At 43.1% G+C, this 13,543-nt stretch carries 11 protein-coding genes; 2 read left to right on the forward strand and 9 right to left on the reverse strand.

What is annotated here, in order from left to right; genetic code table 11:
* The 6 genes from ADH54_RS06605 to ADH54_RS06635 form a co-directional block, all read right to left on the reverse strand.
* On the reverse strand, positions 1–2,064 hold a 2,064-nt coding region (locus ADH54_RS06605), incomplete at its 3' end, for an SSURE domain-containing protein (protein WP_049524510.1).
* 115 nt (positions 2,065–2,179) lie between these two features.
* Positions 2,180–3,196 (reverse strand): glycosyltransferase family 2 protein, encoded by a 1,017-nt coding sequence (locus ADH54_RS06610; RefSeq protein WP_049524511.1) that lies wholly within the window; start codon positions 3,194–3,196, stop codon positions 2,180–2,182.
* Positions 3,197–3,504: 308 nt separating this feature from the next.
* Complete coding sequence (locus tag ADH54_RS06620; protein WP_049524512.1) at positions 3,505–4,170, reverse strand: potassium channel family protein; 666 nt, start codon at positions 4,168–4,170, stop codon at positions 3,505–3,507.
* 13 nt (positions 4,171–4,183) lie between these two features.
* Positions 4,184–5,563, reverse strand: a complete 1,380-nt coding sequence (locus ADH54_RS06625; RefSeq protein ID WP_049524513.1) for a TrkH family potassium uptake protein — start codon at positions 5,561–5,563, stop codon at positions 4,184–4,186.
* 33 nt (positions 5,564–5,596) lie between these two features.
* On the reverse strand, positions 5,597–6,361 hold the full coding sequence (locus ADH54_RS06630; RefSeq protein WP_049524514.1) for a nucleoside phosphorylase: 765 nt from the start codon (positions 6,359–6,361) through the stop codon (positions 5,597–5,599).
* 184 nt (positions 6,362–6,545) lie between these two features.
* Positions 6,546–7,784 carry a carbohydrate-binding domain-containing protein gene (locus ADH54_RS06635; protein WP_049524515.1) on the reverse strand — a complete coding sequence of 413 codons (1,239 nt, stop codon included), beginning with the start codon at positions 7,782–7,784 and terminating at the stop codon, positions 6,546–6,548.
* A gap of 229 nt (positions 7,785–8,013) precedes the next feature.
* Between ADH54_RS06635 and ADH54_RS06640 the strand changes: the two genes are divergently transcribed.
* Positions 8,014–8,790, forward strand: a complete 777-nt coding sequence (locus ADH54_RS06640; RefSeq protein WP_049524516.1) for a polyphosphate polymerase domain-containing protein — start codon at positions 8,014–8,016, stop codon at positions 8,788–8,790.
* A complete protein-coding gene (locus tag ADH54_RS06645) occupies positions 8,783–9,466 on the forward strand; it encodes a DUF4956 domain-containing protein (protein WP_049524517.1) in 684 nt (227 codons plus the stop codon). The genes ADH54_RS06640 and ADH54_RS06645 overlap by 8 nt, the downstream gene beginning before the upstream one ends.
* 261 nt (positions 9,467–9,727) lie before the next feature.
* Here ADH54_RS06645 and ADH54_RS06650 read toward each other — a convergent pair whose 3' ends face one another.
* From ADH54_RS06650 to ADH54_RS06660, 3 genes are all read right to left on the reverse strand, one after another.
* Entirely contained in the window at positions 9,728–10,924 is a 1,197-nt protein-coding gene (locus ADH54_RS06650; protein WP_049524518.1) for a CAP domain-containing protein, read from the reverse strand.
* Between the two features lie 136 nt (positions 10,925–11,060).
* Positions 11,061–12,098, reverse strand: coding sequence for an aldose epimerase family protein (locus ADH54_RS06655; RefSeq protein ID WP_049524519.1), 1,038 nt, complete (start codon positions 12,096–12,098; stop codon positions 11,061–11,063).
* Positions 12,099–12,213: 115 nt separating this feature from the next.
* A complete protein-coding gene (locus ADH54_RS06660) occupies positions 12,214–13,380 on the reverse strand; it encodes an SIS domain-containing protein (RefSeq protein ID WP_049524520.1) in 1,167 nt (388 codons plus the stop codon).
* Between the last annotated feature and the right edge of the window lie 163 nt (positions 13,381–13,543).

The raw sequence follows: 13,543 nt of genomic DNA on the forward strand, positions 1-13,543 counted from the left end.
GAAGTAGAGACCTTTGCCTAATTTTTCTACTGGTGGGAGAGCTGGATTTTTAGCTGAACCGTTGTCTGACCATGGGGCTTTGTCTGATGCTTTCAAGATAAGGCGAGTTAACATACCGTCACCAGCGAAGAATTCATATGGAATAACTTGGTTGACACCGGCTGTGAATGGGCCTGGGAAGTTGGCTTTATCCAAGTAAGTAGCTGGAACGTCTACTGTGTCTTTAGTATTGTCAGCCACGCCTTTTTGCACTTCGGCTGGGGTAGTCAAGCCATTCAAGTTGACATCCAAATCCTTAGTCGCTACAAGGTTGCTCAAGTCGGCCTTGCCATCTTTCGCACCATATACCTTGATGGTAGCTTTATAACTTTGAGTACCATTTTGTTTCAAGAGGTCTAACAAATCTTTATCAGATTTTCCTTGAGTACCTGCCAAATCCACTTCATAGAAGTAGAGACCTTTGCCCAATTTTTCTACTGGTGGAAGGGCGGGATTTTTAGCTGAACCGTTGTCTGACCATGGAGCCTTGTCAGAAGCTTTCAAGATAAGACGAGTCAACATACCATCACCAGCGAAAAGTTCGTATGGAATAACTTGATTAACACCAGCTGTAAATGGGCCTGGGAAGTTGGCTTTGTCCAAGTATGTAGCTGGAACATCTACTGTGTCTTTGGTGTTGTCGGCTACGCCTTTTTGCACTTCAGCTGGAGTAGTCAAGCCGTTCAAATTGACATCCAAATCTTTTGTCGCTACGAGGTTGCTCAAGTCTGCTTTGCCATCTTTAGCACCGTACACTTTGATGGTTGCCTTGTAGCTTTGTGTACCATTTTGTTTCAAGAGGTCTAGAAGCTCTTTGTCAGATTTACCTTGGGTACCTGCCAAATCCACTTCATAGAAGTAAAGACCTTTGCCCAATTTTTCTACTGGTGGGAGAGCGGGGTTTTTAGCTGAACCGTTGTCTGACCATGGAGCCTTGTCTGAGGCTTTCAAAATCAGACGAGTTAACATACCGTCACCGGCGAAGAATTCATATGGGATGACTTGGTTGACACCAGCTGTGAATGGGCCTGGGAAGTTAGCTTTGTCCAAGTAAGTGGCTGGAACATCTACTGTGTCTTTGGTGTTATCGGCCACGCCTTTTTGCACTTCAGCTGGAGTGGTTAAGCCGTTCAAGTTGACATCCAAATCTTTTGTCGCTACGAGATTGCTCAAATCTGCCTTGCCATCTTTGGCACCGTATACCTTGATAGTGGCTTTATAGCTTTGAGTGCCGTTTTGTTTCAAGAGGTCTAGCAAATCTTTGTCTGATTTACCTTGAGTTCCTGCCAAATCCACTTCATAGAAATAGAGACCTTTGCCTAATTTTTCTACTGGTGGAAGGGCGGGATTTTTGGCTGAGCCGTTGTCTGACCATGGAGCCTTGTCTGAGGCTTTCAAAATAAGGCGAGTTAACATACCGTCACCGGCGAAGAATTCGTATGGAATGACTTGGTTGACACCAGCTGTGAATGGACCAGGGAAGTTAGCTTTGTCCAAGTATGTTGCTGGAACGTCTACCGTGTCTTTGGTGTTGTCAGCCACACCTTTTTGAACTTCAGCTGGAGTAGTTGCTGGTTGAGCCTCACTTGCTTCACGGTCTTGTCCAGAGACTGCAGGAGCAGGATTTGTCGCAGGTTTAACCGCATCTTCTGTTTCTTTCTTAGATTCTGGTTTTGCTTGCACTTCTTCTTTTGGCGCTACCACTTGGTCTTTATCAGCTATACTCACTTTTTCTGGAGAGCTTGTAGTATCCAAGCTTGCTTTAGGTGTTGAGTCTACCTGTTCTGAAGGAAGAGCTGTAGCGACTGCTTCTTTGAGAAGTTCTGCTGGCAAGTCGCTCTTTTCACTTGCAGAATCTGCGTCTGGCACTACTTGAGCAGGGGTCGGATTGAGCCCATCGGCACGTACAGAACTTGGTTGACCAACTAGGACAAAGAAGCCACTAGCCACAACAACTGAGGCAACACCGACACTGAGACGGCGAATAGACCAACGAGTATATCTTTGATTTGGATTGAATTTCATAGGATTCTCCTTAGAGTTTTTCTTTATTTGATGACTCTAGTATAATCTCCTGAAATTAAAAAGGATTAAGAAAAAGTTAAAATTTTTCTTAAATCCCTCTTATAAAATACTTATATTAATTAAATCCATAAACAGACTTGGTGATTTGATAGACGACATTGGAAAGTTTGCGAGCTGGCAAGACTGAATGTTTGGTCAAACGGCTGAGCATGGTTTTGCGAATGGCCTGAAATACCTCTGGATTTTCCTGCTGAATATAGGTCCACAGCTCCCGTTTTTTTGCCAGATGCTCCGCTGTTCCAGATCGGTTGAGCAAGGCACTGGAAATAACCGTCGTGATTTCAATATGATTCAGCAAGTATTCTTTCATTTTGGGATGACTCACTTGGGACAAATCAAGCTGGTCTACTAAAAGACGATTAACCTTGAGTTGCTGGTCAATTCGCTTAATCATCACTTGCTCATTGACAGACTGGTCCTCACGCCCAATCAAATAACGATAGAAATCAACAGGTAAATAGTACATGGTCTTGACCTGCTGAAGGGGGGTAAAGACAAAGAGATTATCGACATAAAAGGTATGCTCAGGCAATTGGAACTGGCTCGCTCGCAACAAATCTGTCCGGTAAATCAGCGAGTGCATCATGATATACTGGCCTTTTGAGAAATTTCCAACCTGATCCCAGCCAAAAATCTGCTGGACAGGCAAGACTGACTCATAACTCATACTCTTCTTACGAGACTGACCTTCCTTTTCGTAAACAAAATTAGTCACAAAGGCATCAACCTCTTGACCCTTGCTCTCAAGTTCCTGCAAGGTTTCCAAAATTTTCAAGTAGGCACGAGGATCCACCCAGTCATCACTGTCAACTACTTTAAAATAGCGCCCAGAAGCCTCCGCCAAGCCGCGATTGACAGCACCTCCATGGCCCTTATTTTCCTGATGAATAACTCTAACGATGTTAGGATACTTGCTAGCTAAACGCTCAGCGATTTCCTGAGTCTGATCCTGAGATCCGTCATTGATAATCAAAATCTCAACTTGCTCACCACCAATCACTAGCGACTCCACACAGTAATGAAGATAGGCTGCAGCATTATAGCTAGGAATGGCGATAGACAATAACTTCATAATCTGCTCCTTTAGGGGACTGATTTTTTCTTATACTCTTCGAAAATCTCTTCAAACCGCGTCAACGTCGCCTTGCCGTATAGATGTGACTGACTTCGTCAGTTCTATCTGCAACCTCAAAACAGTGTTTTGAGCAGCCTGCGGCTAGTTTCCTAGTTTGATCTTTGATTTTCATTGAGTATTACTCTCTCTTGTCACTTCTTTCTATTTTACCATAAAGTCCAGCCTTTGAAGAACTTTTACTAGAATACAAGGCTTCTGTCTCTCTTTGCCATCTTAGGCATCAAAAAAGAGGGAAGCTCCCTCTTTTACGAATTTAATGCTGCTAGAGTATCCAAATACTGGTTGTTGATGACCGCCAAAATATAGGTATCTGCTTTCAAGAGGTCATCTGGTCCAAATTCAACATCCAATGGGGAATTTTCCTGCTCTCGGAAACCCAAAATATTCAGATTGTATTTGCCACGGAGGTCTAATTTACTCAGACTTTGACCTGCCCAAACACTCGGAATTTTCATCTCCACGATAGACACATTTTTATCCAGCTGAAAGACATCAACATTGTTATGAAAGAGAATGGTCTGCGCTAGGGACTGCCCCATTTCATACTCAGGTGAAATCACCGAGTCAGCACCGATTTTTTCTAGCACCTTCTTAGCTGTCTGGCTTTTGACCTTTGCAATAACCCTTGGTACCCCCAAACTCTTACAATGCATGACTGCAAGCACACTCGACTCTAGATTTTCCCCTGTTGCCACCACAACTGTATCACAGGTATCAATACCTGCAGTTCTGAGGAGTTCCTCATCTGTAATATCGCCCACAACTCCACGCGCCAAAACTGGCTCAAATTGATTGATGCGCTCGGCGTGGTCGTCAATGGCAATGATATTCATATCTTGCTTAGCTAGGGCCGTTAGGACACTACTCCCGAAAATCCCCAAGCCTAAAATTCCAATCGTACGATCTGACATCATTCTTCCTTTCTTATCCAATACTAATATCTGCTTTCATATACTGAATCAAATCTTTCTTATCTGGCTGGTAATCCGCTAGACTAACCAGCAAGGTCAAGGGACCGATACGGCCGATAAACATGAGCACCATGACAATGCTGAGAGCTAGCTTGCCCAATTCTGGTGTCAGATTTGCCGTTACCCCAACTGTCGCAAGAGCTGAAATGGTCTCAAACATGAGGTAGATAAATCGCGGTGTTCCTTCTGCTGTAATTCCCAACAACATCAAGCCCAACAAGAAGGTCATCAAAAAGATAATGAAGACACTAAAGGATTTTTGGACTGTTCGAGCCTCAATGGTTCTCTGCGCAACATTAGCATGAGGTAAGCCCAACAATTCACTACGCGCAAAGACCAAGAGGACAAAAAATGTGGTAATCTTGAGCCCCCCAGCCGTTCCTCCAGGCGCCCCTCCGAGAAACATCTGTAAGATATAGATAAACAAGGTCACAGACCGAGCTTGTGTATAGTCAATAGAAGCAAAGCCAGCTGTTCTCATGCTAACGGTTTGGAAAAAGCTAACCAGCACCTTCTCTGGAACGCTGAGATTGCCAATGGTTCCTGGATTGTGCCACTCCGTAAAGAGTGTGGATACCGTCCCAAACAGCAAAATCCCTGCGGTCAAGAAGAGGACCAGCTTGGTGTGGAACCGCAGACGGCGTTTTTTCTTCTTATCAAACTGTGTTGCCAAGTCAAACCAGACCATAAAGCCAAGACCACCTGTGATAATCAAGCCAGCAATGACCAGATTGATCAAGGGATCCGTCTGAAAAGCCACTAAACTGCTACTGCCAAAATTATCAAAACCAGCATTACAAAAGGCTGAAATGGCTAAAAAGATAGAGGTAAAAATGCCTCGTCCCCAGCCGAACTCAGGAATAAAACGGAAACTTAACAGGAAGGCACCCAAGCCCTCCACCAAAAAAGTCGTCAAAAAGATAGACCGCATAAAGGCCTTCAGCGACCGAGTCTCCCCATAACTAAAACTCTCCTGAATGGTTTCACGACTGCGAAGACTGAGCTTTTGCTTCCCCTGAATATAAAAGACCCCGATAAAAGTCATGAGCCCCAGACCACCAATCTGTATCAAGAACATACAAATCAACTGCCCCCAGACATTATAGGTAGTAGCCACTGGTTGCGTAAAAAGGCCAGTCACACAGACCATGGACACCGTCGTAAAGAGATGGTCAAAATAAGTAGCCTGCGAATCACTTACCTGAACAAAAGGTAAGCTCAAAAGAAGAGAACCTATAAAAATAACTCCAGCGAAACTTAAAAAAATCCGACGAGCTGGCGAAAGTCCGCCCAAGGCTCTTTCAATTTTTTTCACAAATAATTTGAATAACATATATCCATTGTACCATAAAAAGAAGGAGAGGAGCTAGATCTGAGAGGCTATTTCAAGACAGAGTTCCAAAGCCTTATCAAAAGCTTCCGAGCCCCAGTCACGACTATCGTACTGGTCCAAGTCTGCTAAGGAATCAGCTGTGAACAACAACTCTCCCCAAAGAATCCCACGCAGTTGGGCTACTGCCGCAAGTGCAGAACACTCCATCTCCACAACAGCACAGCCTTCTTCCTTGCGATAAGCCACCTTTTCAGCCGTTTCTCGGTAAAACCCATCTGTCGTCCAGGTCATGACTTCTTCATAAGGAATCCCTCTGGCCTCCAAAACTTGCTCAATGGCAGCAATAGCCTCTGGCTGCATTTCCATATAACGAGAAGGTGCCACATAGTGATAACTAGCTCCTTCATCTCGTAGAGCCCGGACAGGGACAAGAAAGGCGTTCTCTTCTATATCGGTTAGCACACCACAGGTTCCGGTGGAAATAATCTGCTCCACACCATAGCCAATCAACCAATCCATAAACTGAGCTGCTGAGGCAGAACCAACAGGAGCCTGAGCCAGACAAATTTTCTCGCCCTTGTAGTTCACGACATAGACTGGATAGGTCTTGGTGGCAGAAACGAATTCGCCGACACATTCCGCCCCTACTGCCCTCGCATAGCGGTCAATCTCCTCACCTAAAAAAGCATAGACACACTTCTTGGGCAAGTGCAAATCCAGCCCCTCGTGATTGGGCATGATGACCGCCTGAGAATTGTCATCAAACTCTAAAATAGGAATCGCATGTTTCTGAATCATAGCCTACCTCCTCTAATTTTGTACTATTGTATCAAAAATTGACGGAGTGTCAAGGAGGAAGCTGAGGACTTGAGTCAGTAAACAAAGACGGGTAGCCTAACAATTGCAAAATCACTCGTAATATATCAATCTATCACCGATATAAAAAGGATAACATTTCTCTTAAAAAGCTATCCTTTTCTGTTTATCCTCGTCCGCCAGGGGCTGGACCGCCGCCTTGAGGACCTCCATTCGGTCCACCGCCTCCAGGCATAGAATTGACAATATCAGTTTGTTTTTCGCCGTTGATGTAGATATCCCCACCTGTGTAGGTTGCTGTTCCATCGAAGTCAAAGCCTGATTGGCCTATCAATTTAATGGTTCCACCTGTCACTGTGATATTTCCGTTTGAGTCAATCGGATCTGTATCCCCTTGACCGACTTCTACAGTTAGATTACCACCTGTCATGGTAAAGTAAATATCACTTTGCTGGGCATTTTTATTAGCTGCATTGACTCCATCATCTGTCGAGTAGACATTGATATCGCCACCATTGATCGTAATGGCTTTCCCTTCAATTCCTTCAGTCGCATTCTTGACTGTGTAAGTACCACTATCAATCACTAGATTTCCAGAAGCGTGAATGCCGTCATCGCCTGCTGTGACTGTTATAGTATTGTTCGCCAAATACATATTTCCGACAGTCAAATCGTCATCATTGTCAACTTTGACACCATCTTCCTTGGCATCGATGGTCATGGTTGTACCAGTGATATTAAGTTCATCATTGACATTAAAGGCATCGCCAACTGATGTGATGTTAAAGGTTCCACCCGTGATGTGAAGCGTATCATTTGCCTTAATCGCATTACTTTTCTTGCCATCTACATTGAGAGTTCCTTTCCCGTTGATGGTCAAATCAACCTTAGAAAAGAGAGCGGCGTTTGCCTTTTCATCACTGTTAGAGCTTGAGTCAGAGAGACTGTTGGTGGTTCCCTCTGCCAGAGTCAGGTAGACATGACCGGCTGATGTCGCAGAAATTGCTGCATTGGTATTAGTCATGGTGGCACCTTTTAGAACAAGTTTCACATCATCAGACTTATCAGCTGCAATTTTAATCTGCACTCCGTCAGACTGACCTGAAATCACATAGGTACCTGCTTTTGAGATGGTCACCGTTGAGCCAGAAACCGTTACACCTTCTCCAGAGACACTTACAGATGAGCCAGATAACTCAATCTTAGAAGCTGTACTTTCATCATAAGAAGTGTCGTAGTCCTTTTCTGTAAAGTAAGAAGATTGACTGTTTTTAGTTGAAGTTGTGATGGCAGTAGTATCTGCCGCTGCAGTTGTACTTGACTTGGTCGTTGACTGCCCACAAGCTGTCATCAAGGTCAAAGCTGTTAAACTGGTTAAGATTAGAGTCCATTTTTTTGATTTCACACTTTTTTCCTCGCCTTCATTTAGCTTGAGCTTAGTTTACAGGGGAAGTCTGAAAAAAATCTAAACTTTTTCTGAAAGTTTTCTTAAGTTCAGTTTCAGTTAAGTTATCTTTAACAAAAGTTTTAGGAAAGTTCCCTAGACTAATTACAAGCAAGTTTAACTTGCCCAGACACACCTATCTGCTAATAAGATAGAGTGCTGAAACAGTTTGATAAAGGAGACAGGATTTATGAAACCAATTGAAACAAGCTTTAAACGAATTGAAACCAAATATGTCGTTGCCAAGACGGACTTGGCTGATTTAATAGAAGACTTAAAAACATACCTCGTCGAGGATGATTATCCAACATCTACCATTTCTAATATTTACTTTGATACAGAGCAATTTGATATGATTCAGGATGATAGCCAAGGTACTAAGCGCAAAGAAAAGATTCGGATGCGAACCTATCTCAGTCACGTCCAACCTGATAGTCAGGTATTTTTAGAAATCAAATCCAAGGACAGGACTGGTGTCGGGCGAAAATATCGTCTCTTGTCGACTCCCCAGTCTATCACCCAGTTTATGACCAAAGGACAGCTGGATAGCAGCATCAAGGACCAAATGATGATTGAAAAAATCCAGCGACTCCAAGAGGAATATCAACAAGCCATCATCCCTCGTATGTATATCTACTACGACCGCTTTTCTCTCAAGGAAAAGAAAGAAATTAGCGGATTTCCCTACAATAAAATTCGTGTCACCATTGACCAAAATCTAACCTATCGTGATGAGAATGTCAGTTTATTTTCAGGAAAGGACGGTTTCCCTCTACTAAACGAGGACATTGTTATCATGGAAATCAAAGCACCTGGTAGAAAACCCCAATGGCTACAAGATATTCTCGACCAATATGGACTGGTAGAGCAGAAATTTTCAAAATACAGCTGCGCCTACCACAAGTCTCAGGGGCTGGACTATAGCCCACGACCAAGCACAGAAAGTGTAGGTACTACTTATGTCTAATCTTTTCAACTCTATCTTCAACGACACAACTGCCACTGCCAATCCTATCCAGCTCTTTCTGGCTCTCTTGGTCAGCCTGATTTTAGGTTTGGCGCTGACCTGGGCTTACAAACACCGTACCCTCTATACACGGGAATTTGCTGTTAGTTTGACCCTACTCCCCTGCTTGATGACCTTGGTCATATTTCTGGTAAATGGCAGCTTAGGAACCTCTATCGCTGTTGCAGGAACCTTTAGCCTCATTCGTTTCCGTTCAGCTACCAGTGGCTCACGGGAACTAATTGCTATCTTCCTTGCCATGATTATCGGGCTGGCAGCAGGGACCGGCTACCTAGCCCTAGCGTTTCTCTTCACCGTCTTTATCTTAGCGGTATGGCTTCTTTTGGAAAAACAACAAAGCAAGAGTAACCACCAACGTCGTAGACTATTAACCATCACAATTGCCAACCAAGATAAGAAACTCCAAACTATCCAATCTGGACTGGCACAATTCTGTACTGAGTTAGACCTCATCTCCATTGATACCAGCCATGATGGACAACAAGTCACTACTGTCTATGAAGTGGATTTCAAGGCTCAAACTAACGATTTCCAAATCATCAATTACCTCACTAAAGAACAAGATACTTACCAGGTTTCCTTGACAAAAAATGCCAAGAAGAGAAAGAATTTGTAGATTAGAATCTCTAAAAGAAACTGGATAAACACTCAATGTGAGAAGAAAAACATAAGCGCAATCTATGACAAAGGCATGATAGCAAAGTTTTTGAACATTTGCTATCATGCTTTTATTGTGGGAAAATTTATACTCTTCTAAAATCAGTCCACTATCCAAACTACAAAAGAGGTCAATGTTTGCCATCAACCTCTTTCTTATCGTTCATTCTTTTTGGACTAAGTAAGATAAATACTTTACCTATGACTTACTATCTTCAGCCTAGTTAACCCATTCACCATTACCATTTACACGGTAACCATCTGGTGTTGTTGTGCTGACTGCCAAAGCTCCTGAACCATATGCATAGTACCAGTACTTGCCTACTTTAAACCAACCTGTCTTCATGACACCTGCTTCGTCAAGGTAATACCAAGTGCCATTTTCCTTGTACCAGCCTGTCTTCATAGCTCCTGAGCCGTCAAAGTAGAACCATCTGCTACCATCTGTTCCCCAGCCTGTAAACATCGCGCCTGAACTATCAAGGAAATACCATGCTCCATCTACTCTTACAAATCCAGTCTGCATGACACCTAAATCATTCAAGTAGTACCATTTACCACCTGTTTTTACCCAGCCTGTCTTCAGATCACCAGACTCATAAAAATACCATTTCCCATTAGATTGTACCCAGCCAGACTGACTAGATGTAGATGCTCTAAAATCTTTCAGTGGTTTTTCTACAACCGTAGCTTTACTTTTAACGGTCGAAAGGTTTGAGGCAGTCACTTCTGTATACTGAATAGCAGAGCCATATCCACCAGCCAATTCCTCTGAAGAAGCATCATCACCTAAAGCTAAAGAAATCGTCGCTACTTGCTGAGAGCTAGCTGCGTTTTTAAAGGCTGCGAGACCCACATAGGTAAATTTAGAATTGATCAAAACCTCATAATAACCTGTAAATTCTTTAGAGGTTCCACCCTTCTTTTTCGCTACATAATTCGCCTTCTCAGCATGCCAGTTTTCAATTGCTTTTAGAAAACCTTCATAGTTCACATCTAATGCTTCTCCTCTTATACTATTACTAGATGGAAAAGCAGTCCAGATTTCTTTCGTAGAAAGACGCTCAGGTTTCAGAGTTACTGACACCTCAGTAGCGCGTACAAAAGCAGTTTTCTCAAGATCAGTAGACCATTTGATAGGGACATACTTATCTACCAAACCTTCATCAGCTGCTTCCTTACGAATCTTATTAATCGCATCCAAAATAGCTTGTTTATCTGGGGTTAAAAATTCTCCCTTGATTCCAACCAAAACGTTGCCACTAGAAGGTTTTAGCACCTCTGAGGTCAATACATTTTCATTTTTACCATTAATAGATTGTGTTGCCACCAATCTGTCATTCGCAAAAACATCAGTTGTAAAAACTGCTCCAGCCAAGGTCAAGGCCAAGGCACTAGCAAATACAATTTTCTTCATCTTTTTCTCCTTTTATCCTTTAGATAGGACAGGTATTTTCAATATTAAATTATATCATATTTCCCTACTCTTTGCCCGTTTCTACCAATGTCATGAGGCAAATGCTATTTCCTCCGAAAAGTAGAAGCTTCATTCTTTACTTCACAACAAGTTCATAACGTGTCTTACTGGTGAAGGTTTGACCGGCTTTGAGAATGACTTGGTCTTTGAGGTTACTGTGAATGGCATCTGGTAAAGCTTGCGCTTCAAGGGCAATCCCATTGTGCTGAATCATTGGCTGACCAGCCACAAGTACACTCTCATCCACAAAGTTTGCTGTGTAGACCACAAAGCAAGGAGCCTCTGTCTTGAAAAGCAGGAAGCGACCTGAGTTTTGGTCATAAAGGAAACCAGCATTGTCATGGTCTGCAGGAAGGGCAAATGGATGATCTAAGCCAGATACCAGCTGGATTTGCTCATCTTCTTCTGCAAAGATGTCTTTCAATAAGGCACCATTGTAGATGTGTTTGACCACATCACGATCAGCATCTGGAGTTTTGGCTGGAACACCGTCGGGAGCGATTGGATAAATGCCCTCTGTGTTTAGTTGGAAGACATGGCGGTCAATCGTCTTTGTGAAATCACCAGACAAGTTGAAATAGCTGTGGTTGGTCGGATTGACCAGCGTATCCTGATCGGTCGTTACCTTGTAGCTGATTTCATAGGCACCAGTTTCTTCCAAGTGATAACTGATCCAAATCTTAAGATTTCCAGGAAATCCTCCTGTCCCATCTGTCCGCTCTGTGTAGAGGGTCAAGCCATGGTCGCTCACTTCAACTAGTTCAAACAAGCTGGAATCCCAACCAGTTGAACCACTATGGTTACAGTTGCTAGCATTGTTGACTTCAAGGTCATAGGTCTTGCCATTTAATTCAAAACTCGCACCTGCAATACGCCCTGCTACTGGACCGACGCTCGCTCCATGCTTAGGACTATTGCCTACATAGCTGTCAAAGTCATCAAATCCCAAGATAACATTAGCAAAATTTCCAGCCTTGTCAGGTGTGACATAGCGCAAGATGGTCGCACCATAAGTCATAACCTCAAGCTGGTAGCCACTGTCTGTCTCAAATCGATAGGCCAAGACATCCTTGCCCTCAACATTTCCAAATACACGCTCTGTGTATGCTTTCATTCTGTTCTCCTTTTACTATTTCTCTCAAGCAAACAAACCATAGAAAGCCTACTGACAATCTATGGTTTATCTGATGATATACAAATCCTCTTGTCAAGAATTCATAAACGCAGTATTACTTTTGATATTCGTGGATGATAACACCTTGTACCACACGGTTTACGGTACCTGTAGGAGACGGTGTATCAGGTTTATTTTCTACTTTAAGTGAGGTCAATAGGGCAAAGAGTTGGGCATAAACGATGTAAGGGAAGACACGGTAAATATCGTTCAAGACACCGCCACAACCAAGGGCCACTTCTTTGACATTTTCAAGACCAAAGGCTTGATCACTCAAAAGCACAACACGACGAGCAATCTGATCACCAGCCACTTCACGAACCAAGTCCAAGTCGTACTTACGAGTGTAGTCTGTTGTTGTACCAAAGACCAAAACAACTGTATCTTCGTTGATAAGAGATTTTGGACCGTGACGGAAGCCGACTGGGCTTTCATACATGGTCGCAACCTGACCAGCTGTTAGTTCCAAAATCTTGAGCTGAGCTTCATGAGCAAGTCCAAAGAAAGGACCAGCACCCAGATAGATAACACGGTTAAAGTCAAGGTCAACAAGCTCTTTAACATCTGCTGCATTGTCTAGAATTTTACGCGCAAGGCTAGACACAACTTCAAAACGTTCAGCTTTCACAGCAAATTCTGTAGGATCAAAGACCAAGAGAGCTGTTAACATCATAGACGTAAAGCTAGAAGTCATGGCAAAGCCAGCGTCATTTGAAGCAGCAGGTTGTAACAGCAAGAGATTGCGTTCATCGCCATGAGCTTGAAGAGCCAATTTACCATCTGCTGCACAAGTAATCGTCACTTGATAAAGCTCATCCACCAAGGCCTTAGCCAAGTCAACAGTTGCCACACTTTCAGGCGAGTTCCCACTACGAGCAAAAGATACAAGGACAGTCGCCACATCTTTTTTCAAATAAATTTCTGGATTGGCAACAATATCTGTTGTCGCAATGGCATTGAAATTCCATTTGCGTTCGTCATAGACTTCCTTAAAGTAAGGTAGCAAGGTATCTCCCACATAAGCAGAAGTCCCCGCACCTGTCAAAATAACCTTGATATAGTCATGTTTATCCGCAATCCCTTGCAGGAAGACTGCAATTTCTTCACGTTTTGCTTGATAAGATTCAAAAGCTTCTCTCCATACATCTGGTTGTTGGTAGATTTCACGTGTAGTGATTTCTGCACCCAATTCGAGCAAATCTTCTTTTGTATAATGTAGCATTGAGTTCCTCTTTTTCTATCAAATATGGGAATGGGAGTAAGCCCCATTCCCATGTATATTCTATATAAAATGCTCTAACGATTTTCACGTTGTCACATCGTATACTCAATGAAAATCAAAGAGCAAACTAGGAAACTAGCCGCAGGCTGTACTTGAGTACGGC

Origin of the sequence: Streptococcus pseudopneumoniae, assembly GCF_001072315.1 — a bacterium.
Lineage (GTDB): Bacteria > Bacillota > Bacilli > Lactobacillales > Streptococcaceae > Streptococcus > Streptococcus pseudopneumoniae_R.

Excerpts from the sequence above, each read along its gene's own strand:
- ADH54_RS06650 (WP_049524518.1), bottom strand. The coding sequence starts at position 10,924 with ATGAAGAAAATTGTATTTGCTAGTGCCTTGGCCTTGACCTTGGCTGGA.
- ADH54_RS06660 (WP_049524520.1), bottom strand. The coding sequence starts at position 13,380 with ATGCTACATTATACAAAAGAAGATTTGCTCGAATTGGGTGCAGAAATC.
- ADH54_RS06645 (WP_049524517.1), top strand. The coding sequence starts at position 8,783 with ATGTCTAATCTTTTCAACTCTATCTTCAACGACACAACTGCCACTGCC.
- ADH54_RS06640 (WP_049524516.1), top strand. The coding sequence starts at position 8,014 with ATGAAACCAATTGAAACAAGCTTTAAACGAATTGAAACCAAATATGTC.
- ADH54_RS06620 (WP_049524512.1), bottom strand. The coding sequence starts at position 4,170 with ATGTCAGATCGTACGATTGGAATTTTAGGCTTGGGGATTTTCGGGAGT.
- ADH54_RS06630 (WP_049524514.1), bottom strand. The coding sequence starts at position 6,361 with ATGATTCAGAAACATGCGATTCCTATTTTAGAGTTTGATGACAATTCT.
- ADH54_RS06610 (WP_049524511.1), bottom strand. The coding sequence starts at position 3,196 with ATGAAGTTATTGTCTATCGCCATTCCTAGCTATAATGCTGCAGCCTAT.
- ADH54_RS06625 (WP_049524513.1), bottom strand. The coding sequence starts at position 5,563 with ATGTTATTCAAATTATTTGTGAAAAAAATTGAAAGAGCCTTGGGCGGA.
- ADH54_RS06655 (WP_049524519.1), bottom strand. The coding sequence starts at position 12,098 with ATGAAAGCATACACAGAGCGTGTATTTGGAAATGTTGAGGGCAAGGAT.